Source organism: Serratia proteamaculans (genome assembly GCF_949794035.1).
In the GTDB taxonomy this organism is placed as follows: domain Bacteria; phylum Pseudomonadota; class Gammaproteobacteria; order Enterobacterales; family Enterobacteriaceae; genus Serratia; species Serratia proteamaculans.
In genome coordinates, this window is sequence record NZ_OX461105.1 from 3976636 (window position 1) to 4002414 (window position 25779).

A 25779-nucleotide genomic window follows, 5' to 3' on the forward strand; every position below is an offset into this window, starting at 1 on the left:
GGATATATCCTCTCTTATTTGAGCGCTTGCTCGGCTAACAAGGCGACGGCGATGATCACCATCGCGGCACCTGAGATACGGCTGACAACTCGCGCCGCCTGTGGGCGAGTCTGCAAGACAGACTGCGAGCCAAACCCCACCAGCAGATAAACCAGCCCACAACTGACCAGATGCAACAGGCCGAGTGCCAGGATCTGCGTCGGTATTGACCAAACGGCATGCGGATCGGTGAATTGCGGCAGCAGGGCCAGAAACAGCAGGAACACTTTGGGGTTCATGCCACTGATGCAAACTCCTTTACTCGCCCAGCGCATCCATGAGTCTGAGCTCTGTTTCTCCGCGGAATTGGGTACAGGCGGGCTCATCAGCAGATTGATGCCAATCCACAACAGGTAGGCCGCTCCCGCGACGGTGAGCACGGTCAGGATCAAGGGGTTACCTGCAACCAACACCCCCACGCCAGCCGCCACAACCACAATCGCCAGCAGGTGACCAAACAGCAAACCGGCGACGGCGGGGACCACGACCCTGCCACGTATACCTGCCGATATGACGTATGCCCAGTCCATGCCCGGCGTGATGACAAACAGCATAGAGACCGCCCAAAAGGCCGCAAAAATGGCGAGTGTCATGATGGTTTAAGCCCCTGCCGAGATTGCTGTGTTATCCGTATGTTCACCTGACTTTCCTCATTATAAGACCCTGAGCGCCGCTGCAAAAACGCGCAGTCCCGAGCGGTTAATTATTGGAAAGAATATCTTTAGGGCGTTAAAATGTGCTGCCAATTACTTGCCTGAAAACCACGAGTTCGGGGAAATTCTTCTAAATGGATAAGATTGACCACAAAATTCTTGCTGAACTACAGACCGATGGGCGACTTTCGGTCACCGACCTGGCCGAACGGATCGGGCTCAGCGTTTCCCCCTGCCATCGTCGGGTCCGGGCTTTGGAAGAGTCGGGAGTGATCCGGGGTTATCGCGCCCAGCTTGATCCCACCAGCCTGGGGTATAACTTTTCCGCGCTGGTTTTCGTCACCATGAGGGAAGGCGATCGCCACGCCGTGGCGGCCTTTGAGGATGCGATGGTGGATATTCCTCAGGTGGTGCAGGCGCAAAGACTGTTCGGTGATCCAGACTATTTGCTGCACGTGATCTCGCGCGATCTACCCGCATTCCAGCAGCTGTATGACGAGAAGCTTTCCGCACTGCCCGGCGTTCAACGCCTCAGTTCGACACTGGTGATGAAAACCGTGGTGCCTGAGCGCTCTTTTTTGCCGATGGGGAAATAACAACGGGAGCGTTTCCGCTCCCGTTGGTGACTTAAGTCTTAAGGGACAATCACAAAGTCTGGATTGGCGACGGCGAACAGCGCATCGCGATCCGCTGCCGGTGGGTAAATCCACTGGGTGTTGATTTCCTGTTTGATCTTTTTTCCCTCCTCACGTGTGAAGCGCACCTGACGGTCCCAGCCTTCGGTGTAGAGCGCTCCCCAGGAACCGAGATCGAGGCAGGTCACGTACTTGGGCTGACTGTAAGGATAAAGAGGCAGCCCGACCAGTTCCGCCGCGGCATTGTGCCCGGCTACGCGCCCCAGGCTCATCGCATGCTGGCAGGTCATCAGGTTATGATTTCCCTGCCCGTCGGTCGCGGCTTTGACCGTATCCCCGGTAACAAACACGCCGTCCACCGCCGGTGCATGCAGGAAGGCATCACCGACAATGCGTCCGGAGCCGTCACGCTCACCCGGAATTTGTGCAACCAACGGATGCGCCCGCACGCCGGCGGCCAATATCACCGTGTCGGTTGCAATGCGTTCGCCGCTCGACAACGTAACGCTGCCGGCATCAATCGCCGTAACGCGCAGCCCGGCCCGTGACTCAACGCCACATTCATCCAGCGCTTGTCGGATCACCACGCCAGGTTCAGCCCCCATACCCGCCCCCACTTCTTCTGCGGTATCAACAATCACCACACGGATGTTCGCTTCGCTGCCCAGAATGGCACGCAGGCGCATTGGCATTTCGGCCGCGCTTTCCAGCCCGGTTAGCCCACCGCCAACCACCACCACGGTGTTACGCGCCGGAGTTTCTGGCTGACTCGCCAATGCTTTTAGATGGGCGTCCAGTCGTTGCGCACTTTGCAGCGTATCCACGTTGAAGCCGTGCTCGGCAAAACCAGCCACCGGAGGAATAAACAATTGGCTGCCGGTCGCCAATACCAGGCGATCATAATCCAGTTGTAGTCTTTGTCCTTCTGCGCACTCCACCACCAGCGTCTGGTTTTCGCTGTCTATCTGCGCAACCAAACCGGCCAAATGACGAACGCCAATAGCGGCAAGCTGTGCCGAGATATCCGGACTCATGTTTTCCAACACCGCTTCATACAGCCGTGGGCGAATGGTGACGTTCGGCGTCGGCGAAACCATCGTCACTTCGATGTCCTCTTCCTTGCCGGCCAGCGAGATTGCCCGCATGGCAGAAACGGCAGCCCAAAAACCAGCAAAACCAGAACCGGCGATCACTATTTTCTGCGTCATGGAATAACTCCTTCATACACGTTTATCGGGTTGCCCGTACTGTTTTCCAGGCGAGTGGCGCCGTTCCGCTCCCGGATAAAAGGGTGCAGAAGGGCTACCGCCTGTGGCACACAGGCGGGAAAAAATAGTCAGAGAAAATACTGAGGCGTTATTGAGGCTTGGTGCGGGCCGGTTTGCCGCTGCGCGTGGTGCGCTCGCTCATGCGCTCATCCATCCAGATGTTGACCTCACCGAAGAACCCTTCTGGTGCCTTGCGCCCGAAGCGAGTAGCGACAGCCCCCAGAGTTTGTACCGCCAGCGCATCACGCATGGCCTTTTCGGCCTGCAGCATCACCGCATGGATCGCACACTTGCCCGACACCGCCCAGTCTGGCGGGCTGTCATCAAACACCGCACAGCGACCACGCACCTCCTGGCAATCGAACAGCGGTTTGTGACCTTCAATGGCATCAATGATCTCCAGAAAAGTGATCTCATCTGCCGGGCGGGCCAACCGATAACCACCGCGCACGCCTTCGCTCGCGGCAACGATCCCCGCTTTTTCCAGCTTGGGAAAGATTTTGGCCAGGAAGCTGGGGGAAATACCCTGCAGCTCGGCAAGTTCGCGGCTGCTAAGAGCACGCTGGTTATCGCCGACGAGCCAAAGCAGACAGTGGATGCCGTATTCAACGCTGGTAGTGATGTAAGCCATATGGGGTTTGCGGTGCACCTGTGAATTCAATAACACAGACTATATTAGTCCACGTTTAACCTGTCAATTAAAACGCGGACAAACTTTGTCTTTGTTTTTTGTCGATGGCCTGAGAGCGTCACTCCGTCGATCGCCATGGTGGTATTCAGAAATGAAAAATAAAGCCTTTCTGTCCGATTATTGCCGAACATAAGTTTCATTGTCGCTTTTGGCTGACTATGATGTGATCTGCCAACAGGCCGCCGCAACGCGTGCATTTTTGTGAGCCAACACGCTTTCGCACTGATTGTTTTGGCGAGTCCGGCAGGGAACAAGAACTCTTAGGTGATGCTGACGTCTTAGAAATGACTATTTAAGGGAAAGGCCTGACTATGACCACCCGGTTGACCAAAACAGCGATTGCAGTACTGTTGCTTGGCACGCTCAACGCCACGGCGATGGCGCCGGTGCAGGCGGAAACCCAGGATCAACTGCCGGATATGGGCACCTCTGCGGGCGGCACCCTGAGCATTGGCCAGGAAATGGCCATGGGGGATTTCTATGTGCGTCAGCTTCGCGCCAGCGCACCGCTGATCAACGACCCACTGCTGACTCAATACATTAACCAGTTGGGTAACCGACTGGTGGCAAGCGCCTATTCAGTGCGCACGCCATTCCATTTTTATCTGGTGCGTAACGACGAAATTAACGCCTTTGCCTTCTTCGGCGGCAACGTGGTGTTGCACTCTGCCCTGTTTCGCGAAACCGACAACGAAAGCCAGCTCGCCTCGGTGCTGGCGCATGAAATCTCGCACGTGACCCAACGCCACCTGGCACGAGCGATGGAAGACCAGCAACGCAATGCTCCCCTGACCTGGGTTGGCGCCCTCGGCTCCATCCTGCTGGCGATGGCCAACCCGACCATGGGCATGGCGGCGCTGAGCGGTACCCTGGCCGGTACGCAACAGGGCATGATCAGCTTTACCCAATCCAACGAACAGGAAGCCGACCGCATCGGTATTCAGGTATTACAACGCGCCGGGTTTGATCCGGAAGCCATGCCTGACTTCTTGCAGAAGCTGTCTGACCAGTCGCGCTACGCCTCGAAACCGCCAGAAATGCTGCTGACCCACCCATTACCCGACAGTCGTCTGTCTGACGCACGAAACCGCGCCAACCAGATGCCCAAGCATTTGGTGCAGTCCACCCAGGATTACCTGATGGCCAAGGTGCGTTCTTTGGGGATGTACAGTTCCGAAGGTTACGGCCTGCGCGAAGAACTGCTCGATACTTACAGCAAAGGCAATATACGTGAACAGACCGCCGCCAAGTATGGCCGCGCCATTCTGTTCTATGAGGCGAAAAAATACGATGACGCCCGTAACATCATTCAGCCGTTGCTGACGCAAGATCCGAAAAACGTCTGGCTGCTCGATTTGATGACCGACATCGATCTCGGTCAGAAACGTGCGCCGCAGGCCATCGCCCGTCTGCAGGCGGCCAATGCCGCCCAAAGCAACAACCCGGTGCTGCAGCTCAACCTGGCCAATGCCTATGTTGAAGGCAACCAGCCGGCCCAGGCATCCAAAATACTTAACCGTTATACCTTCGCCCATCCGGACGATCCCAACGCCTGGGATCTGCTGGCCCAGGCCAGTGCCGCTCAGGGACTGCGCGATGAAGAGCTTTCTGCCCGTGCCGAAAGCCTGGCACTGACCGGCCGTCTCGATCAGGCCATTGGCTTGCTCAGCAATGCCAGTTCGCTGCAAAAACTCGGCAGCCTGAAACAGGCGCGCTATGATGCGCGCATCGACCAGTTGCGCCAGTTGCAAGAGCGTTTCCGCCAGTACCAGCGCAGCTGATTTTGATAAGGATGATTTAAATGAAGAACGTCACGATTTACCACAACCCGCGCTGCTCCAAGAGCCGTGAAACCCTGGCACTGCTGGAACAGCATGGCGTAACACCTGAAGTGGTGCTGTATCTGGAGACGCCGCCGTCGGTGGAGCAACTGAAAAAACTGCTGAAGGAGCTGGGCTTCACCTCGGCGCGCGAACTGATGCGTAAGAAAGAAGATCTGTACAAGGAGTTGAATTTGGCGGATGAAAGCCTGAGCGAAGCCCAGTTGTTAGCGGCGATGGTGGCGAATCCGAAGTTGATCGAGCGCCCTATTGTGGTCAACGACAGCAAAGCGCGTATCGGCCGACCGCCGGAGCAGGTGCTGGAGATTTTGTAAGCGTGATATTGATATTGGGCACTGATTATGGTGCCCAAAATTTTCGAAGTGAAGCTGTTACAGCCCCAGGATCTCTTTCACAAACGGGATGGTCAGCTTGCGCTGGGCGGTGATCGAAGCGTGATCGAGTTGATCCAGCGTCATAAACAGCGTACGCATTTCGCGATCCAGGCGTTTGAGCAGGAAACGCCCCACGTCTTCCGGTAATTCAAATCCGCGCAGTTTGCCACGCAATTGCAGCGCCAACAGTTTCTCTTCATCCGACAGCGGTTGCAGCTTGTAGATTTGCCCCCAGTCCAGGCGTGAGGCCAGGTCGGGCAGATGAAGATTGAGTTGGCGTGGCGGACGATCCCCGGTAATAAACAGGCGCGTACGGCCGGTTTCCAGGATGCGGTTATAAAGATTGAAGATGGCCATTTCCCAGGCTTCGTCACCGGCGATGCACTCGATATTATCGATACACACCAGCGCCAGCTGCTCCATGCCATCCAGGACCTCAGGCACGAAATAGGCTCGCTTATCCAGCGGCACATAGCCTACGGCTTCGCCGCGCTGCGAAAGCTCTGCGCAGGCCGCATGTAACAAGTGACTGCGCCCACCGCCCTCGCGTGACCAGAAATAGATATAGTTGCCGTGTTCCTGACGAACGGCGGACTGGATCGCGCTCAATAGGGATGGGTTCTCCCCCGGATAAAAACTGGCAAAAGTTTCATCATCGGGAAGATAAAGTGGCAGTGAAAGCTGTGCCGGCGTATTCAGAAAAGCACCTCAACCAAAACTGGCAGGAAAACGCGGTAAGTCTACCACAGAAAACGGGCTCTGTTGAACCGGCAGGATTTTATGCCGCAATAGTGTACAACGGTGGCCAACGCGATCAAATTAACCGACGGCTCTGGTCAGTGAAATTTGTATTTCAGCTAAGTCTTATCCTAGTATAGATAAGCGAAACGCAATCACCATAAACAAGGTTCTACAAGGATATAGACAATGAAAGTATGGAATAAAGTGCTTTTGGCCTCACTCATTGGGCTAGTACTTGCCGGCTGTGATGACTCATCCAAAGTCGACGCCAATCTTGAAAAGGCCAAAGACAGCGCAGAGCAGATGAAAGACGCCGCCCAGAAAAAAGCGGACGATCTGACCGATAAAGCCGCCGCCGTGGCCAAGGACATCAAGAAAGAGGCCACCACTCAGGCCGACCAGCTTAAAGACAAGGCTTCGGCGATTAAAGACGATGCCAGCAAGCAGGCAGAAGCCATCACCAATGATGCGAAGGCCAAAGCCGATGCCATCAAAGATGACGCCAGCAAACAAAGCCAGCAGTTGGTCGACCAGGCTAAAACCATTAAGAACGACGCCATTAATGGCGCCAACGATTTGACCGAACAGGCCAAAGCGAAAACCGAAGCGATTAAAAACAGCGCTGAGAATAAAGCGGAAGAATTAAAAAGTGATGCTGATGCAGCAGGGAACAACAATACCCAGCCGGCAACACAACAATAATTTAGTTGATATCAAAGAAAGGAGCAGTCAATGGGAATTATTTCCTGGATCATTTTCGGCCTAATCGCCGGTATTTTAGCCAAGTGGATCATGCCAGGTAAAGACGGCGGCGGTTTTATCCTGACCATCGTATTGGGTATTGTCGGTGCCGTGGTCGGGGGTTATATCAGCACCTTCTTTGGCTACGGCAGAGTGGACGGTTTCAACTTCGGCAGCTTCGTGGTGGCGGTGATTGGTGCCATCGTGGTGCTGTTTGTTTACCGTAAAATCCGCAGCTAATTTATTGCGTATTAATAAAACGGGCAGCTTATCGGCTGCCCGTTTTCATTCATCACTTCTGTTCGGCCGACTCATCCGGCGCTTCGATCACTTCCTCTTCCTTACGGTACAGGCTAATGACCTTGAACAGCAGGCTGAGGCCGATGCCCACGATGGTTGCCAGCGCCATGCCTTTCAGCTCGGCAGCGCCGATATGCACCTTGGCACCGCTGACGCCGATAATCAGGATCACCGAAGTCAGAATCAAGTTTTGCGCCTTGTTGTAATCCACTTTGGATTCAATCAGCACGCGAATACCGGACGCGCCGATCACCCCGTACAGCAGCAGGGACACGCCGCCCATCACCGGTACCGGCACCGCCTGAATGGCCGCTGCCAACTTACCGACGCAGGAAAGCAGGATCGCCAGAACCGCCGCACCGCCGATCACCCAGGTACTGTAAACCTTGGTGATGGCCATCACGCCGATATTCTCACCGTAAGTGGTGTTTGGCGTTGAGCCAAAGAAGCCGGAGATCACCGTCGAGATGCCGTTGGCAAACATGGAACGGTGCAGACCTGGGTCGCGCAGCAGGTCTTTTTTCACGATATTGGCCGTCACTACCAGGTGGCCGACGTGCTCGGCGATCACTACCAACGCCGCCGGCAGGATGGTGAAGATGGCAAACCATTCAAAACGTGGGGTGTAGAAAGTCGGCAGTGCGAACCAGTGCGCCTCACGGATCGGGGTTAAATCCACCACGCCCATAAAGAACGACAGCGCATACCCCACCAGTACGCCGATCAGAATTGGGATAATCGCCAGAAAACCGCGGAACAACACGGAGCCCAGGATAGTCACACCCAGCGTTACCAGCGAAATGGTCACTGTAGTGGTGTCTGCACTGACGCCGTCGGCCGGCAACAGCCCCGCCATATTAGCCGCCACACCCGCCAGTTCCAGACCGATGACCGCGACAATCGCCCCCATCGCCGCCGGTGGGAAGATGACGTCCAGCCAGCCGGTACCGGCTTTTTTGACAATCAGCCCCACCAGGCAGAACAACACCCCGCACATGATAAAACCGCCCAGCGCGACTTCATAACCCAATGGCAGTAACAACAAGACCGGTGAGATAAAAGCAAAGCTGGAACCGAGATAAGCCGGGATCTTGCCCTTGCAAATAAACAGATACAGCAGCGTCCCTATGCCGTTAAACAGCAACACCGTCGCCGGGTTAATCTTGAACAGGATAGGCACCAGCACCGTAGCGCCAAACATGGCGAACAGATGCTGGAAGCTGAGTGGAATGGTCTGCAGTAGCGGCGGGCGTTCACTGACGCCGATGACGCGACGGGTCATGGGGTTTTTCCTCTAATTATTTTCCGGTCAAAAAAAAGCCGACTCACGTCGGCTTCAATTTTTATTTGGTACCAAATATCTTATCGCCGGCATCACCCAGGCCCGGCACGATGTAGCCCTTGTCATTCAGGCATTGATCGATAGAAGCGGTGTACAGCTCGACGTCCGGGTGTGCTTTCTCCAGCGCGGCGATACCTTCTGGGGCCGCTACCAGTACCAGCACCTTGATGCTGTTGCAGCCGGCTTTCTTCAGCAGATCGATAGTGGCGATCATCGAGCCACCGGTCGCCAGCATCGGGTCAACAACCAGGGCCAAACGCTCTTCGATATTGGAAACCAACTTTTGGAAATAAGGTACCGGCTCCAGGGTTTCTTCGTCACGGTAAACGCCAACCACGCTGATGCGTGCGCTAGGGACGTTTTCCAGCACCCCTTCCATCATGCCCAGACCGGCACGCAGGATAGGCACAACGGTAATTTTTTTCCCTTTAATCTGGTCTATTTCAACCGGACCACACCAGCCATCGATGGTCACTTTCTCTGTTTCCAGATCGGCGGTCGCTTCATAGGTCAGCAAACTACCCACTTCCGAAGCCAGCTCACGGAAGCGTTTGGTGCTGATGTCATTTTCACGCATCAGGCCAAGCTTGTGTTTCACCAGCGGGTGTTTCACCTCAACGATCTTCATCATTTTTCTCCTATTAAGGTGGTTGACGGCCAAAAAAATCGCCGGATTATACCTCCTTTTGCCGACTGCGCCACCCACTATAGCCCGATCGGGATCAACAAAAGATTGAATAACAGTATAGATGACGAAAAAGCGGAGCTGGTTCACAAGCCACTCGCAAACGTTTGCCTGCGCTGTTAGAATTGCCGCGCCTTAGTCCGGAATCAATGCCGGATGCACAGTTTTCAAACCGCAAACCGTCGTGGGGATCGCGCAGTGACCGACAAAACCTCTCTCAGCTATAAAGACGCAGGTGTCGATATCGATGCTGGCAATGCATTGGTAGACCGCATCAAAGGTGTAGTTAAACAGACCCGCCGCCCTGAAGTGATGGGTGGTCTGGGCGGTTTTGGCGCCCTGTGTGCGTTGCCGCAGAAATACCGCGAGCCGATTCTGGTGTCCGGTACCGACGGCGTAGGCACCAAGCTGCGTCTGGCGATGGACCTGAAACGACACGACACCATCGGCATCGATCTGGTTGCAATGTGTGTGAACGATTTGGTGGTACAGGGCGCCGAGCCGCTGTTCTTCCTGGATTACTTCGCGACCGGCAAACTGGACGTGGACACCGCGGCCAGCGTGATTACCGGTATCGCCGAAGGCTGCAAGCAGTCTGGTTGTGCGCTGGTTGGGGGTGAAACCGCCGAAATGCCGGGCATGTACCATGGTGAAGATTACGACGTGGCCGGCTTCTGCGTCGGGGTGGTCGAGAAATCCGAAATCATCGACGGCAGCAAGGTTCAGTCCGGCGATGCCTTGATCGCCCTGGGCGCTTCCGGCCCGCACTCCAACGGCTACTCGCTGGTGCGCAAAATCCTGGAAGTCAGCAACACCGACCCAACCACCACCGATCTGGAAGGCCAAACGCTGGCTGACCATCTGCTGGCACCGACCAAGATTTATGTGAAATCCGTGCTGGAGCTGATCGAGAAAATCGACGTCCATGCTATCGCTCACCTGACCGGTGGCGGCTTCTGGGAAAACATCCCGCGCGTGCTGCCGGAAGGTATGCAGGCGGTGATCGACGAATCCAGCTGGCAGTGGCCGGCCGTCTTCACCTGGCTGCAGCAGACCGGTAATGTCAGCCGTCATGAAATGTACCGCACCTTTAACTGTGGCGTGGGCATGGTGATCGCACTGCCGGAAGAATTGGTTGAATCCGCCATCGCATTGTTGACTGCCTCCGGTGAAAAAGCCTGGAAGATCGGTAAACTGACCGCTTCTTCTGACGAACAACAAGTGGTCATCAACTGATGAAAAAGATCGTGGTGTTGGTCTCCGGCCAGGGGAGTAATCTCCAGGCGCTGATTGACGCCTGCCAGCAGGGCCGAATTGCCGCCGAAATTGTGGCGGTATTCAGCAACCGGGCACAGGCTTATGGCCTGCAACGTGCAGAAGCGGCAGGCATTGCCGCCCATGCGCTGGATGCCAAGGCCTTTGCCGACCGTGCGGCGTTTGACGTCGCACTGGCGGAAGCCATCGACCAATACCAACCCGATCTGGTGGTACTGGCCGGCTACATGCGTATTCTCAGCCCGCAGTTCGTACAGCGCTTTACCGGGCGCATGCTGAATATCCACCCTTCCCTGCTACCGAAATACCCGGGGTTGCATACCCACCGGCAAGCCATAGACAACGGCGACAGCGAACACGGCACCTCGGTGCATTTCGTGACCGAACAGCTCGACGGCGGCCCGGTGATTTTGCAGGCCAAGGTGCCGATCTTCCCCGGTGACGAGGAAGATGAGGTGGTTGAACGGGTACAAGTGCAGGAACACCAGATTTATCCGCTGGTGGTGAACTGGTTTGCCGAAGGTCGGTTGGCGATGCGTAATGGCGCTGCCTGGCTGGACGGCGAACGCTTGCCCGAACAGGGGCATGCGGCGGACTAGAGTGCATCTTGAGTTTCTTCAAACCCTGGCTTTCAGCCGGGGTTTTTTATTCAGGGATATTCACGTTTGGCATGAATAACACTCAGAACTTCTATATGTCCGATGACTCTATAAACAACCAGATAGTTGGGATGGACGACAATTTCTCGCGTATTATCCACCCTACCCAAGCGGTGCATTAAAGGGTTTAACGGCAGGGTAAGGACCACCGCTTCGATTTCCCGGTGCAATTTTCGCGCCGCCTGCGGGTTTCTGTCATCGATATAATCAATAATGCTCCATAGCTCTTCCTGAGCCTCACTGCTCCATTCTATCCGCATTGATCATCCCATTTTGCGCAATTTTTTCTTTGCCGCTAGACGAGTTTGCATTTCAGTCATCACTTGTTCGTGTGAAATTCTCGGTTGTTCACTGTTAATTGCGCTCTCAACCTTGGCCCGGTACCAACGATCGTAACTCTCTGTTTGCTCAGCCGAGCCCAGCACCGGCAAAGTGGAGAGTGGAGGTTTTATCGCCATGGAATACGTCCTCTCTGGGTTGTCTATATTTCAGGCAGTATAACGGCTTTGTTTACGAAAAAATACGCGACTCAGAGCTTCATCCTGACCATAATGTATTGTCCGGTATTATCATTGGTACCCATCCACGACATTAAGGAACCCCCATGTCCAGCCCTACCAACGTCAAGCTACGCCCACTGGAACGGGATGATTTGACGTTCGTCCACCAGATGGACAACAACGCCAGCGTGATGCGCTATTGGTTCGAAGAACCCTACGAGGCCTTCGTGGAGCTTTCCGACCTGTACGACAAGCACATCCACGACCAGAGCGAACGCCGCTTTATTATCGAACACCAGGGTGCCAAAGTCGGGCTGGTGGAACTGGTGGAGATCGACCACATCCACCGCCGTGCAGAGTTCCAGATCATTATCGATCCTACTCATCAGGGTAAGGGCTACGCCACTATCGCCGCCAAGCTGGCGATGGAATACGGCTTCTCGGTGCTGAACCTGTATAAGCTGTATCTGATCGTCGACAAAGAGAACCCGAAGGCAATCCACATTTACAGCAAGCTGGGCTTCGAGGTAGAAGGCGAGCTGATCGATGAGTTCTTCGTTTACGGTGAATACCGCACCGTGCTGCGCATGTGTATTTTCCAGCCGCAGTACATGGCGAAGTTCAAAACCGCTGCCAGCGATAAGCCTCTGGTGAAGTAAACAAAAAACCCGCGAAAGCGGGTTTTTGCATGCTAAAGACCTGAGTTCTGTTTCGCCGGCAGAAAGCGATGCGGCACCTTAACCATAGCGCCCGGTAATGTAATCCTCGGTACGGCGCTGGCGCGGCGAGGTAAAGATGTCGTCGGTGTCGTTGTACTCCACCAATCGGCCCTGGTGAATAAACGCCGTGTAGTCGGATACTCGCGCCGCCTGCTGCATGTTGTGTGTCACCAGCACCACGCTGTAGTGCTGTTTCAGCGCGGAAATCAGCTCTTCGATGGTTAGCGTGGATATAGGATCCAGTGCCGAGGTCGGCTCATCCAGCAGCAGCACTTCCGGCTCTATGGCGATCGCCCGCGCAATCACCAACCGCTGCTGCTGACCGCTGGAAAGGCGAAACGCGTTCTCACGCAGCCGATCTTTCACCTCGTGCCAAAGCGCTGCCGCACGCAGCGAGCGCTCTACCGCTTCGTCCAGGATCCGTCGGTCACGCACTCCCTGCAGACGCAGGCCATACACCACATTTTCATAAATCGACTTGGGGAAGGGATTCGGGCGCTGGAACACCATACCGACCCGCCGTCTCAGTGCCGCAACATCGATTTGTGCCCCACTGATGCCCTGGCCGTTAAGCTGCAGATCGCCTTCAATCCGGCAGTTATCCACCAAATCATTCATCCGGTTGAAACAACGCAGCAGCGTCGATTTACCGCAGCCGGAGGGGCCGATCAGCGCCGTCACCCGGTGTTTCGGAATTCGCAGTGAAATATCGTGCAGCACCTGCTTTTCGCCATAAAACAGGTTGAGGTCGGTTACCGACAGCGCGGTATCTTCATCACCAAGATGCTGGACATCCAGCCGGGGCAAACTGCCTGGCGTCATCAAACTCATTAGGCACTCCCCAGAAATAGCTTCATTGTTACTGCGACCATGCTCGGTACCGCTCCCTTAGCGAATGTCGAATGCCCATCGCCGCCAGATTCAACCCCACCACAATCGCCACCAGCAGGAAGGCGGTGGCAAAGACCAGCGGCCGGGCGGCTTCTACGCTCGGGCTCTGGAAGGCCATATCGTAAATCTGGAAGCTCAGGTGCATAAACTTCCGCTCCAGATGCAGATACGGGAAAATATCATCCACCGGCAGTACCGGCACGGATTTCACCACGCCCACCAGCATCAGCGGCGCGGTCTCTCCCGCGGCGCGCGCTACCGCCAGGATCAGGCCGGTCATCATTGCCGGTGCGGCCATGGGCAAAACAATGCGCCACAGCGTTTCCGCCCGGCTGGCCCCCAGGGCCAACGACCCTTGACGCAGGGAGGCAGGAATACGCGACAGCCCCTCTTCGGTAGCAACGATCACCACCGGCAGCGTCAACAGCGCCAGCGTCAATGCCGCCCATAGCACACCCGGCGTACCAAAGGTCGGGTTGGGCAGTGATTCCGGATAGAACAACTGATCGAGCGTGCCGCCAATCATATAAACAAAGAAGCCGAGGCCAAACACCCCGTAGACGATCGAGGGCACGCCGGCCAGATTCACCACCGCAATACGGATCAGCCGCGTCAGCAGATTATTCCCGGCGTATTCGTGCAGATAGACGGCGGCAATGACGCCAAACGGCATCACCACGATCGACATCAGGATCACCATCAATACCGTACCGAAAATGGCCGGGAATACGCCACCTTCGGTATTGGCCTCACGTGGGCTGTCGCTGAGGAATTTCTTCACCTGCTCGCCCCAGTGCACCAACTTCTGCGTGCTATTCATCGCATTGGGATACCAGGCATCGCGCACCTGGCTGAGCGAGATAGTATGGACCTGGCCATGCATATCACGCAGCAGCAGCGCATCACGCTGGCGATCGCGGTTCAAGCCTTCCAGTCGGTCAGACAGCAAGCGATACTGGCGCTGCAGCTCCAGCCTCTCTGCCTTGATGGACGCCTGCGCACGGGCGTCGAGCAGGTCGTCATGCAGCAGGCTTTTCTCCCGCAGCCGCAACGCGTCAAACCGTTGGTTGATGCGCGCCATATCGCGGAACTGAATATCGTGCGCCTGCCGCGAAAGCGCGGCAATTTGCGGCAAACGCTGTAGCAACGCCTGGCTGAGGTTACGCCCGGTCAACGGCTGGCCGTCCTCCAGCATGCCCGCCAGATAACCATAGGCGGTGCCATTGCTGTTGCGTTCCAGTACCAGCAAATTGCGCGGCGTGCTTTGGCTTAAAATGTCACCGGCCAGCAGCGTGCGGAAGTCCTGCCCTTCGCTCTCTCGGTTGCCCACCTTGATCAGATAACGTTCAAAACTCTGCGCATTCCCCGGCGGCAGCGCAACGCCGGACTCCTGCAACTGACGGCGCGGAATACTCTGCTGTTGGTACAGTTCGCCGATCATCGTCACCGCCCCGGCAGCGCTCTGATTAAGCTCAAACTGGTAGACCGGGCTGGGCCAGAAATAGCGCATCCCCTGCCCGGCCAGCAACAGCATGATGCCGATCAACGCCAGCAGGCTGACGGCCACCGATCCGGCGGTCAGCCAGATCCACGGCGAACCGCTCTTTGCCCAAAGCCTCATGGCGCCTCCTGATTCAGGGTATAGCGTTTACGCAGGCGCAGCCGGACTGCCTCTGCCAGAGTGTTGAAAACAAAGGTGAAAATAAACAGCACCAGCGCGGTCAGGAACAGCACCCGGTAATGGCTGCTGTCGGCCACCGCTTCCGGCATCTCGATAGCGATATTGGCCGCCAGGGCACGCAACCCCTGGAACAGGCTGCCGTCGATTACCGGCGTATTGCCGGTCGCCATCAGCACAATCATGGTTTCACCCACCGCTCGGCCAAAACCGATCATCAGAGCCGAGAAAATACCGGCGCTGGCCGAAGGCAAGACCACCCGCATCACGGTTTGCCACTGGGTCGCGCCCAGCGCCAACGAGCCCTGGCTCAGCGTCGCCGGCACGCTGAACAAGGCGTCTTCCGCCAACGAGAAGATGATCGGCACCAGTGCAAAGCCCATCGCCACGCCGACCACCAACGCATTACGCTGGTCATAGTCATCGCCCAGCCAGAAATGCAGCGGTTCGCCAAACAGTTTGACCTCCAGCCACGGCCCCACGCTGAACGCCAGCCAAACGGTAAGTATCATCAACGGCAGCAGGATCAGCAGATCCATGCCCGGCGGCAAGCGGCGCGGTGCCAGCTTGTTCACCAGGGCACCGCAGGCCAGCACCACCACCGCCAACAGCAGCGGCAACGACAACACCGCCAACAGATAATGTTCAATCACCGGCGCCAGCCAGATACCGGCCACCAGCCCAATCACTACCGTTGGCAGCGCGCCCATCACCTCGATCGCCGGTTTAATCACCCGTCGCAGCCCGGCCGACATGAAATAGGCGGTATAAATCGCCCCGGCCAATGCCAGCGGGATGGCGAACAGCATGGCGTAAGCCGCTGCCTTAAAGGTGCCAAAAATAACCGGCATCAGGCTAAATTTGGCCTGATAGCTGTCCTCACCGGAGGTGGATTGCCAAACATAGGCCGGTTCGGGGTAATTCTCATACCACACCTTGTGCCACAGCGAGCGCCAGGTGACGTCGGGATAAGGGTTATCGATTGGATAATGCTGCCAGCCCTGCGCCGTTTCCAGCAGCAGACCGTCACCGCGTGGGGCGAACGCCATTTGCTGTACGCCAGTGCTCAACCTGCCGTTCAGCAGCGGCTGCGGCTGAATGCTGGAGAACAGAGAGAAGCCGCCGTCAGGTCTCAGGGTGGCGAATACCCGACGATAAGGCTCGGCCACCAGCAGATCCTGCGGCTCGGACTGGTGGTTGAAATGCTGCACCGGGGTCAGTTGCCAGCGCTGATCCTTTTCAACATCGAACCATTCGCGTATGCCACCGTCAGCCGCTTCGATCAATAAGGCGCTGCCACCGGGCAAGGCGGTCAGTTGATAAGGCGTGTGATCGCCTAAGATGCGCGTTTCTTTAAGCTGTAACTGGGTGTCGTTAATTTGATAGCGTGCCAGTCGGTTGCCCGACAGCAGATATAATTGACGGCCGTCCGGCGTCAGCACCAACTGCTGCACCGCGCTCTCCAGCGGGCTTTCGCTCAACTGCGGCGCTTGGTCGCTGCTAAAACGGCCAAACACCAAACGGTGGTCATCAGTGACACCAGCCAGCAGATAGTGACCCTGTCGCACCTCTGACAGTGCCAGCAGCGCCAACGGCCGTCCCTGCTTATCCAGCGCTAGCGGCCGTTGTCCCAGCGGAAATAGCCACTGTGGTACAGAAGTGCTCGCGGCAGCAAAATCCGCGCTGGCAACGATAAAGCGGCCATCGGCCTGCGCCAAAGCAAACAGATCGCGTTCACCGGCGGCCTGGGTCAATAACGTCGGTTTGGTCAGCAATGGCTGCTGCGACAACGGCGTGCCCGCTGCGGCGGCGTCCTGCGGTACCAATCGGTAGAACTGCCCCAGCCCCTGCGCATCAATGCGGTACCCGATACGCTGCTGCACATCCATGCCCAGCGCCAACGCAGGCGCAGTGGCGCTGATCGGCAAAGGCTTTGCCTGCCCCATCGTTGCCGGTTTGAACAGCGGCAGCACCGCAAACAGCAGGTAAACGAAGATCAGCATTAGCGTCATCAGCACCAGTAGCCCGCTGACGGTCACGGCCGCCTGCACGCTACGGTCGATGCGCGCACGCAGCCGATCCCGGGGATGTTGGTTTACCGTAGTCTGTGCCATGTCTCTCGCTGTCGCTGATGTAAGCAGGCTTGCGCCATAGAATAACCGGGCATCTTATGTCAGTTTTATGACGTTTGCATGACAAAGTTACCCGCCAGGTGCAGCGAACTTTGCGCTACCCATCAGCATTATTAATGCTATATATTGCTGAAAAATGATGATAAACCCAATCACATCTATAAATATAAAGCATGAAATACGCCATTTTATGCCAGTTGGTGATGACCAACAGTTCCCACGCCGCAGAAAATATATTTACCGCTTAAAATGCCTCACGCCAAGGTAATGGATGTGTTGGACTTTACTGTCAATCTCTCGCAATAATGATGAAGGACACTAGAGCGGCATCCGGGCTGCGTCCCGGATCCTTTTCTAAAATTGAACTGGAGTGGCAATGGGTCAGGAAAAGCTCTACATCGAAAAAGAACTAAGCTGGTTATCCTTTAATGAACGCGTATTGCAGGAAGCCGCAGATAAGAGCAATCCCCTGATTGAGCGCATGCGTTTTCTGGGCATTTACTCCAATAACCTGGATGAGTTCTATAAGGTCCGCTTTGCCGATCTCAAACGACGTATCCTGATCAGCGAAGAACAGGGTTCCGGTGGCGCGTCACGTCATCTGCTGAAAAAGATCCAGGCCAAGGTATTAAAAACCGATCAAGAATTCGACAGCCTGTATAACGATTTGCTGCTGGAAATGGCGCGTAATCAAATCTTCCTGATTAACGAACGTCAGGTGTCGGAGAACCAGCAAATCTGGCTGCGACAATACTTCAAGCAGCATCTGCGTCAGCACATCACCCCCATCCTGATCAACCACGAAACCAATCTGGTGCAGTTCCTGAAAGACGATTACACCTATCTGGCGGTGGAGATTATTCGCGGCACACGCATCGATTATGCGCTGCTGGAGATCCCGTCGGATAAAGTGCCACGCTTCGTTAACCTGCCACCGGAAGCACCACGCCGCCGCAAGCCCATGATCCTGCTGGACAACATTCTGCGCTACTGCCTGGATGATATCTTCAAGGGCTTCTTCGACTACGACGTACTCAACGCCTATTCGATGAAAATGACCCGCGACGCGGAATACGATCTGGTCACCGAAATGGAGTCCAGCCTGCTGGAACTGATGTCCTCCAGCCTGAAACAGCGTCTGACCGCCGAACCGGTGCGCTTTGTTTACCAGCGCGACATGCCGAATGAAATGGTGGAACTGCTGCGCGGCAAGCTCGGTATCTCCAACTACGACTCGGTGATCGCCGGCGGCCGCTATCATAACTTCAAAGACTTTATTGGCTTCCCGAACGTCGGCAAGGCCAATCTGGTCAACAAACCGCTGCCCCGCCTGCGCCATATCTGGTTCGAAAAGTTCCGCAACGGCTTTGACGCCATCCGCGAACATGACGTGCTGCTTTACTATCCATACCACACCTTTGAGCACGTGCTGGAGCTGGTGCGCCAGGCGTCGTTTGACCCCAGCGTACTGGCGATAAAAATCAATATTTACCGCGTAGCAAAAGACTCACGCATTATCGAATCGATGATCCACGCCGCCCACAACGGCAAGAAAGTGACGGTGGTAGTGGAGCTACAGGCACGCTTTGATGAAGAGGCCAACATCCACTGGGCCAAGCGTCTGACGGAAGCCGGAGTGCACGTTATCTTCTCTGCACCAGGGCTGAAAATTCACGCCAAACTGTTCCTGATCTCGCGCCGTGAAGGCGACGAAATTGTGCGCTATGCTCATATCGGTACCGGTAACTTTAACGAGAAAACCGCGCGTATTTATACCGACTATTCGCTGTTGACCGCCGACTCACGCATCACTAACGAAGTGCGCCGAGTGTTCAACTTTATCGAAAATCCGTACCGGCCAGTCACCTTCGACAACCTGATGGTGTCGCCACAAAACTCGCGCCTGAAGCTGTATGAGTTGATCGATAAGGAAATTGCCAACGCTCAGGCCGGTCTTCCGGCTGGCATTATGCTGAAAATCAACAATCTGGTGGATAAAGGGCTGGTAGATCGGTTATATACGGCATCCGGCGCCGGCGTAAAAATCCGCCTGTTGGTGCGGGGTATGTGTTCTTTGATTCCCAACCTGCCGGGGATCAGTGACAATATTCAAGTAATCAGCATCGTCGACCGCTATCTGGAACACGATCGGGTTTACGTTTTCGAAAACAAAGGTGACAAACTGGTTTATCTGTCCTCTGCCGACTGGATGACCCGTAACATAGATTACCGCATCGAAGTCGCGGTCTCGCTGCTGGATCCAACGCTGAAACAACGGGTTCTGGATATTCTGGAAATCCTGTTCAATGACACGGTCAAGGCGCGCTACCTCGATAAAGAACTGAGCAACCAGTACGTCCCGCGCGGCAATCGCCGTAAAGTGCGTTCTCAGGTTGCCATTTATGAGTATTTAAAAGCTCTGGAACAACCAGGACAGTAGGCCAGCCACTATGCCGCTAAAAAGCACTGCAACAAACAAACCGCAGGAAATCGCTGCCATCGACCTCGGGTCGAACAGCTTCCACATGGTGATTGCCCGCGTCGTCAACGGCGCCTTACAGGTGTTGGGCCGTTTAAAACAACGGGTCCACCTCGCCGATGGATTGGACAGCAACAATGTGCTCAGTGAAGAGGCAATAGAACGCGGCCTGGCCTGCCTGGCGCTGTTTGCCGAACGGCTGCAGGGCTTCCCGGCGGATAACGTCACCATCGTCGGGACCCATACCCTGCGCCAGGCGGTTAACGCCGAAGTGTTCCTCAAGCGTGCGGCCAAAGTGATCCCCTACCCGATCGAAATCATCGCCGGGCAGGAAGAAGCGCGTCTGATCTTTATGGGTGTGGAACATACCCAACCGGAAAAAGGCCGCAAGCTGGTGATCGACATCGGTGGCGGTTCCACCGAACTGGTGATCGGCGAAGACTTTGAACCGCTGCTGGCAGAAAGCCGCCGTATGGGCTGCGTCAGTTTCGCCCAACAGTTTTTCCCTGGCGGTGAAATCAGCAAAAGCAATTTCAAACGTGCGCGCCTGGCGGCGGCACAAAAGTTGGAAACCCTGGCCTGGCAATACCGCATTCAGGGCTGGCAGTATGCCCTGGGCGCGTCAGGCACCATCAAGGCCGCACACGAAGTGCTGGTAGAGATGGGCGAAAAAGACGGCCTGATCACCCTGGAACGTCTGGAGATGCTGGCGGAGCAGGTGTTGCAGTTTAAAAGCTTCAGCTCCCTGAGTCTGCCGGGGCTGTCGGAAGACCGTCAGTCGGTCTTTGTACCGGGTCTGGCGATCCTGTGCGGCGTATTCGATGCGTTGGCGATCCGCGATTTGCGCCTTTCCGACGGCGCGCTGCGCGAAGGCGTGCTGTACGAAATGGAAGGCCGTTTCCGCCATCAGGACATCCGCAGCCGTACCGCCAAGAGCCTGGCCGATCACTACAATATCGACCGTGAACAGGCCAAACGGGTACTGGAAACCACCGAATTGCTGTACGCGCAGTGGATGGCGCAAAACACCAAACTGGCGAATCCTCAGTTGGAAGCGCTGCTGAAATGGGCCGCGATGCTGCATGAGGTGGGGCTGAGCATCAACCATAGCGGCATGCACCGCCACTCAGCCTATATTCTGCAAAACACCAACCTGCCTGGCTTCAACCAGGAGCAGCAGTTACTGCTGGCGGCGCTGGTGCGGTTCCACCGCAAGGGCATCAAGCTGGAAGAACTGCCACGCCTGAACCTGTTCAAGAAGAAGCATTATCTGCCGCTGATCCAACTGTTACGTCTGAGTACCCTACTCAACAACCAGCGCCAGTCGACTACCACGCCAGAGACCCTGCGCCTGAGCACCGACGATAATCACTGGACGCTGCGCTTCCCAGCCGGTTATCTGGCACAGAACAATCTGGTTCAACTGGATCTCGAACGCGAACAGGCCTACTGGAACGACGTAGTAGGCTGGAAACTGATTTGTGAAGAAGAAGGTTCACAGAACGAGCAACGCTCGGCCTGAGTCTGTGCCCCCTGCCAGCCGGGGGGCCAATTCAATCTTGTACCGGTAACAGCGCCGCCAAGGGTTGTGGCTCGCCGATGAAATAGCCCTGCATATAGTCAACACCGACCCCTTTCAACGCGAGCAACTGCTCCATACTTTCGACGTATTCCGCCACAATGGTCAATCGCTTCATCCGTGCCACCTTGCAGATAGACGCAATCACCTGGAAATCTACCGGATTGGTCAGCATGTCGCGGACAAACCCACCGTCAATTTTCAACATGTCGACCGGCAGTATCTTCAGCCGATCGTAGCTGGCATAGCCGGTGCCGAAATCGTCCAACGCAATGCGGCAACCCATTTCACGCAGTGCCTGCAGGTTTGCTCTGGCGTAATCGGTATCCTGCAGCAAGTGCGATTCGGTTACCTCCAGCGTCAGCTGATAAGGCTCAATCCGGTGCTGCTGCAACAGGTTGTCCACATCATGGCACAGCATCGGTCGGCACAGCGAAGAAGGCGATAGATTAACCGCAAAGCGCGCACTGGGCAGTTCGGTCCGATGTCGGTCCATAAATTTCAACGTATTGCGCAATACCCAAATGTCCACCCGATAAGAAAGGCCGAACTCGTGCGCCACCGGTAGAAAATCATTCGGCGAGATGATCTCCCCCCGAGCGTCGCGCATACGCAGCAAAATTTCATGATATCGATCACCACGCAGGCCAACGATCGGCTGCGCCATCAGGATAAACCCGTCGTTATCCAGCGAATGTTGTACGCCATGCAGCAATGCCACCTTGCGTTTGACCTCCTCCTGAACCAGATGACCGCCGTTTTGCACACTCTCCGGCTTGCCGCTGGTCAGGGATACCTCTGCCAGTGAGCTAAGTTCCCCCAACAGCAGGTAGAGATGTTCAAAATCGGACACCACGCTGCAAAATCCTAACCCCAGCGGGGGATGGAGCGGCAAGCCGTTCCATACCAGGCGAAATTTCTCCAGCGCGCGGTAAATCTCTGCGACCTTTGCTTCGCTGTCTTCAGCGTCCACTCGCAGCAGCAGATCATAACCCGGCAGGTGGTAAACCCCCTCGCCAGGTGCCAACACCTGATGCAATAGCGCCGCCAGTTGTTGTTTGAAGCGAATGCGTAACTGCATGCCGTAGTTACGGGTCAGTAAATCCAACTCGCTGACCCGCAGGAAACACAGCGTTGAAGGAGGGGACTGGGCCAGATCGCGCTTGAGGGCACGCAGGTTAGGCAGGCCAATCACCGGATCCTGCAGCGAGGCGCTTTGTGCCCTGGCGTGGCTCAGGCGCTGACGGGTGTTGAGTGCCGACATCAGGTAAATGCACAGAGTAAACACCACCATCATCGAAGAGATCACCGCCAGATTCAGCAACAGATTCTCACGCTGGGTATAACCGGGATAATTGAAAAACAACACCAGCAGGGTGGCGGACCAGATAATACAAATGAATTGATAGCCAAAACGCATCGCGCCGTACAACATCACCGGCAGCAGCAATATCAGGCCGTAGCCCCCCAGCAGCAAAGGGCTGGCGCTTTTGGCCTGATGGCATAGCAGAGCCACCATGGTGCCCAGCACTGACAGCCACAACACCAGCTCTTTTTTATCGGCGTTTGGCGCCATTTCGCGGCCAAAACGCCGCCAAAGGGTCAGAACAAACCTGGGCTTGTTCAATATGCGCAACATAAAGTAGAACAACGGCATGGCCGAAAGGCTGCCCAGCAGCAGAGCCTGAAAATTAACCAAGGCCAGCAGATGACTGCTCTCGCCAGACATCATCCCCAGCTCATCAGGCAATTGAGCGAGGCCGACCAACAGCTTCAGGCCAAAGACAAACAGCAACGCCGGCAACACCACCAGCCAGATCAACCGCGCCTTGACCAGCGCCGGTACCCCCGGGGCCGCACACCAACGCCGCTGGGTCTGGCTGCGGTACCCCAACCAGCACAGGCTCAGGCAAAACAGGTACAGCAACATCACCAACATGCCGCTTTCCAGCCCCAGTCGAAGACAGTAACGCAGCATGATGGCCAGGGTAATGCCCGGCAGCGCACGCCAGTCATAAACCATCAGCAGTGCCATGCAGGCCGTCAGTGGCAGATAGAGCAAATAGACTTTGCCCTCGGGCAGCATAATGCGCGGTGACAAGCAACCGGCAAACGGGATCAAAAACAGGCCCCAGATGAGGGGATACCCCCACCAGCGCTCACGCAAATGCTTCCAGAATATTGGCTTAATCATAAAAATAACGAGTCCTTCAGAGCGTAATTCCATTCACGCGTTCAGGTAATAAGGCAGGTTCCTTTACGTACCTCTCTCCATTCATGAGGCAAAGTGAAAATAACATATGCGACAGGGGAATGGGGGGAATTTTAGGCGCTGGGGTCAGCGGAGGCTTGACTGCGATCAATCAAAAAAGAAAAGTTGGGTAATAATGTGTAAAGCCATATTTTGTATTGCCTTAACCCGCTGATCCCAGTGACAAACTCAAACCCGAGTTAAACACCGGTGAAATACCTGGTTTTGCCGTCCGGAAATAAATAGACAATATTTGTCATCGATAGCTAAAATTCCGGTTACAATTTATCGGCTTTAATCACCCGCAATCCCCAGACAGGATCGAGGAAAATGTAATCGCCCTCTCCCGCAGGCAAGGCGCGCGGGTATAACACAGGAAACCGGCATGGCCGGGTGATATATGCGTAAAAAAACCACCGGACAGATGACGAAAATAGTGCTGCTTATCAGCTTTATCATTTTGGTCGGCCGTCTGTTGTATGCTGCGGTTGTCGCGGTGCCCCATCATCAGGAAAAAAAGCTCGCCCCTTATCAAAGCACCTCCGAGATCGGCGGCGAAAACCAGGACACAACCCCCTGAACCCACAGACTCGAGCTTCTCTGCAGGGCTTGCGAATAGTTAAGCAGCCTGCCGGCGTATCGGCATGCCAGGCCCCTTACTTATTCCTCAGCTTCTGCACCCATTTCATAAAAATGACGCCTGCATTCACTATGCTCTATGTTGTCCAGAGTCCGTCTGTAAGGATCACCGAGTGCCAGTAAGGAATACCATGTCAGCCGCAACGCATAACGTTCAAAAAGTCGCTGAGTATCGCCAGCGCATTCTTTCTCTGCTGTTAAACAACAAAGACCTGGTCGACGGCATTCTCGGTCGTCCAGGGGATGGAAATGCCCTCAGCAAAAGTGAACTGCTAAACCAGACTGCTGAAATCACCGGCCTGCTGGACGATATGCACGCCGCTGACCTGGCAGACTTGCTGGAAGCCCTGCCGCAGGACGAGCGCCTGGCAGTATGGCGATTGATCGGCAACGCCAAACGCGGCCAGACGCTGGTGGAAGTGGCCGAACCGGTGTGGGACAGCCTGATCGAAGAGATGAGCGACAAAGACCTGCTCAAAGCGATCAAAACGCTGGACGTCGATGAACAGGCCTATCTGGCGCAATACCTGCCGCGTAACCTGATGGGTCGCCTGCTGACCTCGATGGATCCGGAGCAACGCGCGCAGGTGCGCGAGATGATCCACTACGGTAAAGACACCGTCGGTTGGATGATGGATTTTGAACTGGTCACGGTGCGCCCGGACGTCACCCTGGGGGCGGTGCATCGCTTCCTGCGCCTGCGCAAAACCATTCCGGCAGCCACCGATAAACTCTTTGTCACCGATCGTAAAAATACCCTGTTGGGCGAATTGCCGCTCACCGCCGTGCTGCTAAATGATCCGGAAACGCTGGTGCAGACGGTAATGGACAGCGATCCCACCCGTTTTTTGCCGGAAGATAAAGCCGAGGCCGCCGCCAGCGCGTTTGAACGTTATGACCTGATTAGCGCCCCGGTGGTCGATGCCAAAGGCAAGCTGATGGGCCGCCTGACCATTGAAGAGATCGTTGACGTGGTCAACGAAGAAAGCGACAGCAACCTGCGCCGCATGGGGGGCTTAAGCCCGGAAGAAGACGTGTTTGCCCCGGTCAGCAAAGCGGTGAAAACCCGTTGGGCCTGGCTGGCGATCAACCTGTGTACCGCGTTTATTGCCTCACGCGTTATCGGCCTGTTCGAACACACGATTTCGCAACTGGTGGCGCTGGCCGCGTTGATGCCGATCGTCGCGGGAATCGGCGGTAACACCGGCAACCAGACCATCACCATGATCGTTCGTGCGCTGGCACTGCATCAGATTGAGGTCGGCAATATTTCCCGTCTGATGTTCAGAGAGCTGGGGGTCGCCATCATCAACGGCGTGGTCTGGGGCGGGATCATGGGGATAGTCACCTGGTTGCTGTATGGTGACTGGGCAATGGGCGGCGTGATGACCCTGGCGATGATCCTCAACCTGCTGGTGGCGGCGCTGATGGGGGTGGTGATCCCAATGACTATGTTAAAAATGGGGCGCGATCCGGCGGTCGGTTCCAGCGTATTGATCACCGCACTGACCGACACCGGCGGCTTCTTTATTTTCCTCGGTCTGGCCACCATTTTCCTGCTCTGAATCCTGACGGCCGGCGGCAACGCCGGCTTTTGCCACCGCTCACTAAAACCGCCTGATTCAGTAGGCTTTCTTGCCGCGCTGTACTACCCTTTGGCAATGAAC

At 55.8% G+C, this 25779-nt stretch carries 24 protein-coding genes; 12 read left to right on the forward strand and 12 right to left on the reverse strand.

Annotated features, from left to right (window positions below; translation table 11 throughout):
* Positions 1-14: 14 nt before the first annotated feature.
* Entirely contained in the window at positions 15-632 is a 618-nt protein-coding gene (locus tag QOT07_RS18535) for a LysE family translocator (protein ID WP_099062585.1), read from the reverse strand.
* Between the two features lie 194 nt (positions 633-826).
* Here QOT07_RS18535 and QOT07_RS18540 point away from each other — a divergent pair, with 194 nt between their 5' ends.
* Positions 827-1288, forward strand: coding sequence for an Lrp/AsnC family transcriptional regulator (locus tag QOT07_RS18540; protein WP_099062586.1), 462 nt, complete (start codon positions 827-829; stop codon positions 1286-1288).
* A 38-nt stretch (positions 1289-1326) separates the two neighbouring features.
* On the opposite strand, the gene QOT07_RS18545 is transcribed toward QOT07_RS18540, so the two are convergent.
* Positions 1327-2535 (reverse strand): NAD(P)/FAD-dependent oxidoreductase, encoded by a 1209-nt coding sequence (locus tag QOT07_RS18545; RefSeq protein ID WP_283603715.1) that lies wholly within the window; start codon positions 2533-2535, stop codon positions 1327-1329.
* 148 nt (positions 2536-2683) lie between these two features.
* Complete coding sequence (locus QOT07_RS18550; protein ID WP_099062588.1) at positions 2684-3226, reverse strand: RrF2 family transcriptional regulator; 543 nt, start codon at positions 3224-3226, stop codon at positions 2684-2686.
* A gap of 371 nt (positions 3227-3597) precedes the next feature.
* Between QOT07_RS18550 and bepA the strand changes: the two genes are divergently transcribed.
* A complete protein-coding gene (gene bepA / locus QOT07_RS18555; protein ID WP_099062589.1) occupies positions 3598-5067 on the forward strand; it encodes a beta-barrel assembly-enhancing protease in 1470 nt (489 codons plus the stop codon).
* Positions 5068-5087: 20 nt separating this feature from the next.
* Positions 5088-5441 carry an arsenate reductase (glutaredoxin) gene (gene arsC, locus QOT07_RS18560; RefSeq protein ID WP_283603718.1) on the forward strand — a complete coding sequence of 118 codons (354 nt, stop codon included), beginning with the start codon at positions 5088-5090 and terminating at the stop codon, positions 5439-5441.
* A gap of 57 nt (positions 5442-5498) precedes the next feature.
* Here the strand turns inward: arsC and hda are convergent, their stop codons facing one another.
* Positions 5499-6200, reverse strand: coding sequence for a DnaA inactivator Hda (hda, locus tag QOT07_RS18565; RefSeq protein ID WP_085118118.1), 702 nt, complete (start codon positions 6198-6200; stop codon positions 5499-5501).
* Positions 6201-6428: 228 nt separating this feature from the next.
* Here hda and QOT07_RS18570 point away from each other — a divergent pair, with 228 nt between their 5' ends.
* Together QOT07_RS18570 and QOT07_RS18575 are read left to right on the forward strand one after the other, a co-directional pair.
* Positions 6429-6944, forward strand: coding sequence for an E3 ubiquitin--protein ligase (locus QOT07_RS18570; RefSeq protein ID WP_129936911.1), 516 nt, complete (start codon positions 6429-6431; stop codon positions 6942-6944).
* 30 nt (positions 6945-6974) lie between these two features.
* The gene (locus QOT07_RS18575) at positions 6975-7223 is read left to right on the forward strand and encodes a GlsB/YeaQ/YmgE family stress response membrane protein (RefSeq protein WP_006316897.1); all 249 of its coding nucleotides are present in this window, start codon (positions 6975-6977) and stop codon (positions 7221-7223) included.
* Positions 7224-7275: 52 nt separating this feature from the next.
* On the opposite strand, the gene uraA is transcribed toward QOT07_RS18575, so the two are convergent.
* Positions 7276-8565 carry a uracil permease gene (uraA, locus tag QOT07_RS18580; protein WP_112348682.1) on the reverse strand — a complete coding sequence of 430 codons (1290 nt, stop codon included), beginning with the start codon at positions 8563-8565 and terminating at the stop codon, positions 7276-7278.
* A gap of 61 nt (positions 8566-8626) precedes the next feature.
* Positions 8627-9253 (reverse strand): uracil phosphoribosyltransferase, encoded by a 627-nt coding sequence (gene upp / locus QOT07_RS18585; protein ID WP_017893631.1) that lies wholly within the window; start codon positions 9251-9253, stop codon positions 8627-8629.
* 255 nt (positions 9254-9508) lie between these two features.
* Between upp and purM the strand changes: the two genes are divergently transcribed.
* Positions 9509-10546, forward strand: coding sequence for a phosphoribosylformylglycinamidine cyclo-ligase (gene purM, locus QOT07_RS18590; protein WP_085118131.1), 1038 nt, complete (start codon positions 9509-9511; stop codon positions 10544-10546).
* Positions 10546-11184: a phosphoribosylglycinamide formyltransferase gene (gene purN / locus QOT07_RS18595; RefSeq protein ID WP_283603719.1), complete on the forward strand. Its 639-nt coding sequence runs from the start codon at positions 10546-10548 to the stop codon at positions 11182-11184. Before purM ends, purN begins: the two co-directional genes overlap by 1 nt.
* Positions 11185-11234: 50 nt before the next feature.
* Here the strand turns inward: purN and QOT07_RS18600 are convergent, their stop codons facing one another.
* Both QOT07_RS18600 and relB read right to left on the reverse strand, forming a co-directional pair.
* Complete coding sequence (locus tag QOT07_RS18600; RefSeq protein WP_283603720.1) at positions 11235-11504, reverse strand: type II toxin-antitoxin system RelE/ParE family toxin; 270 nt, start codon at positions 11502-11504, stop codon at positions 11235-11237.
* Positions 11505-11507: 3 nt separating this feature from the next.
* Positions 11508-11702: a type II toxin-antitoxin system RelB family antitoxin gene (gene relB, locus QOT07_RS18605; RefSeq protein ID WP_099062595.1), complete on the reverse strand. Its 195-nt coding sequence runs from the start codon at positions 11700-11702 to the stop codon at positions 11508-11510.
* A gap of 146 nt (positions 11703-11848) precedes the next feature.
* Between relB and speG the strand changes: the two genes are divergently transcribed.
* Positions 11849-12403 (forward strand): spermidine N1-acetyltransferase, encoded by a 555-nt coding sequence (gene speG, locus QOT07_RS18610; protein WP_099062596.1) that lies wholly within the window; start codon positions 11849-11851, stop codon positions 12401-12403.
* A 78-nt stretch (positions 12404-12481) separates the two neighbouring features.
* Here the strand turns inward: speG and pstB are convergent, their stop codons facing one another.
* The 3 genes from pstB to QOT07_RS18625 are packed head-to-tail and all read right to left on the reverse strand — an operon-like array spanning position 12482 to position 17146.
* Positions 12482-13294 (reverse strand): phosphate ABC transporter ATP-binding protein PstB, encoded by an 813-nt coding sequence (pstB, locus tag QOT07_RS18615; protein ID WP_085118133.1) that lies wholly within the window; start codon positions 13292-13294, stop codon positions 12482-12484.
* 28 nt (positions 13295-13322) lie between these two features.
* Positions 13323-14975 carry a phosphate ABC transporter permease PstA gene (gene pstA, locus QOT07_RS18620; protein ID WP_283603721.1) on the reverse strand — a complete coding sequence of 551 codons (1653 nt, stop codon included), beginning with the start codon at positions 14973-14975 and terminating at the stop codon, positions 13323-13325.
* Entirely contained in the window at positions 14972-17146 is a 2175-nt protein-coding gene (locus tag QOT07_RS18625) for an ABC transporter permease subunit (protein ID WP_283603722.1), read from the reverse strand. The genes pstA and QOT07_RS18625 overlap by 4 nt, the downstream gene beginning before the upstream one ends.
* Positions 17147-17540: 394 nt before the next feature.
* Here QOT07_RS18625 and ppk1 point away from each other — a divergent pair, with 394 nt between their 5' ends.
* Positions 17541-19604: a polyphosphate kinase 1 gene (gene ppk1, locus QOT07_RS18630; RefSeq protein WP_099062599.1), complete on the forward strand. Its 2064-nt coding sequence runs from the start codon at positions 17541-17543 to the stop codon at positions 19602-19604.
* 10 nt (positions 19605-19614) lie between these two features.
* A complete protein-coding gene (gene ppx / locus QOT07_RS18635; protein WP_112348675.1) occupies positions 19615-21165 on the forward strand; it encodes an exopolyphosphatase in 1551 nt (516 codons plus the stop codon).
* Positions 21166-21196: 31 nt separating this feature from the next.
* Here the strand turns inward: ppx and QOT07_RS18640 are convergent, their stop codons facing one another.
* The gene (locus QOT07_RS18640) at positions 21197-23416 is read right to left on the reverse strand and encodes an EAL domain-containing protein (RefSeq protein ID WP_283603723.1); all 2220 of its coding nucleotides are present in this window, start codon (positions 23414-23416) and stop codon (positions 21197-21199) included.
* 457 nt (positions 23417-23873) lie between these two features.
* Between QOT07_RS18640 and QOT07_RS18645 the strand changes: the two genes are divergently transcribed.
* Positions 23874-24053 carry a YfgG family protein gene (locus tag QOT07_RS18645; protein ID WP_283603724.1) on the forward strand — a complete coding sequence of 60 codons (180 nt, stop codon included), beginning with the start codon at positions 23874-23876 and terminating at the stop codon, positions 24051-24053.
* Positions 24054-24243: 190 nt separating this feature from the next.
* Positions 24244-25677, forward strand: a complete 1434-nt coding sequence (mgtE, locus tag QOT07_RS18650; RefSeq protein ID WP_099062603.1) for a magnesium transporter — start codon at positions 24244-24246, stop codon at positions 25675-25677.
* Positions 25678-25779: the final 102 nt, after the last annotated feature.

Bases quoted from the DNA above. Each gene is read 5' to 3' on its own strand.
- QOT07_RS18535 (WP_099062585.1), bottom strand. From the start codon at position 632: ATGACACTCGCCATTTTTGCGGCCTTTTGGGCGGTCTCTATGCTGTTT.
- QOT07_RS18540 (WP_099062586.1), top strand. From the start codon at position 827: ATGGATAAGATTGACCACAAAATTCTTGCTGAACTACAGACCGATGGG.
- QOT07_RS18545 (WP_283603715.1), bottom strand. From the start codon at position 2,535: ATGACGCAGAAAATAGTGATCGCCGGTTCTGGTTTTGCTGGTTTTTGG.
- QOT07_RS18550 (WP_099062588.1), bottom strand. From the start codon at position 3,226: ATGGCTTACATCACTACCAGCGTTGAATACGGCATCCACTGTCTGCTT.
- bepA (WP_099062589.1), top strand. From the start codon at position 3,598: ATGACCACCCGGTTGACCAAAACAGCGATTGCAGTACTGTTGCTTGGC.
- arsC (WP_283603718.1), top strand. From the start codon at position 5,088: ATGAAGAACGTCACGATTTACCACAACCCGCGCTGCTCCAAGAGCCGT.
- QOT07_RS18570 (WP_129936911.1), top strand. From the start codon at position 6,429: ATGAAAGTATGGAATAAAGTGCTTTTGGCCTCACTCATTGGGCTAGTA.
- QOT07_RS18575 (WP_006316897.1), top strand. From the start codon at position 6,975: ATGGGAATTATTTCCTGGATCATTTTCGGCCTAATCGCCGGTATTTTA.
- uraA (WP_112348682.1), bottom strand. From the start codon at position 8,565: ATGACCCGTCGCGTCATCGGCGTCAGTGAACGCCCGCCGCTACTGCAG.
- upp (WP_017893631.1), bottom strand. From the start codon at position 9,253: ATGAAGATCGTTGAGGTGAAACACCCGCTGGTGAAACACAAGCTTGGC.
- purN (WP_283603719.1), top strand. From the start codon at position 10,546: ATGAAAAAGATCGTGGTGTTGGTCTCCGGCCAGGGGAGTAATCTCCAG.
- QOT07_RS18600 (WP_283603720.1), bottom strand. From the start codon at position 11,504: ATGCGGATAGAATGGAGCAGTGAGGCTCAGGAAGAGCTATGGAGCATT.
- relB (WP_099062595.1), bottom strand. From the start codon at position 11,702: ATGGCGATAAAACCTCCACTCTCCACTTTGCCGGTGCTGGGCTCGGCT.
- speG (WP_099062596.1), top strand. From the start codon at position 11,849: ATGTCCAGCCCTACCAACGTCAAGCTACGCCCACTGGAACGGGATGAT.
- pstB (WP_085118133.1), bottom strand. From the start codon at position 13,294: ATGAGTTTGATGACGCCAGGCAGTTTGCCCCGGCTGGATGTCCAGCAT.
- pstA (WP_283603721.1), bottom strand. From the start codon at position 14,975: ATGAGGCTTTGGGCAAAGAGCGGTTCGCCGTGGATCTGGCTGACCGCC.
- QOT07_RS18625 (WP_283603722.1), bottom strand. From the start codon at position 17,146: ATGGCACAGACTACGGTAAACCAACATCCCCGGGATCGGCTGCGTGCG.
- ppk1 (WP_099062599.1), top strand. From the start codon at position 17,541: ATGGGTCAGGAAAAGCTCTACATCGAAAAAGAACTAAGCTGGTTATCC.
- ppx (WP_112348675.1), top strand. From the start codon at position 19,615: ATGCCGCTAAAAAGCACTGCAACAAACAAACCGCAGGAAATCGCTGCC.
- QOT07_RS18640 (WP_283603723.1), bottom strand. From the start codon at position 23,416: ATGATTAAGCCAATATTCTGGAAGCATTTGCGTGAGCGCTGGTGGGGG.
- QOT07_RS18645 (WP_283603724.1), top strand. From the start codon at position 23,874: ATGCGTAAAAAAACCACCGGACAGATGACGAAAATAGTGCTGCTTATC.
- mgtE (WP_099062603.1), top strand. From the start codon at position 24,244: ATGTCAGCCGCAACGCATAACGTTCAAAAAGTCGCTGAGTATCGCCAG.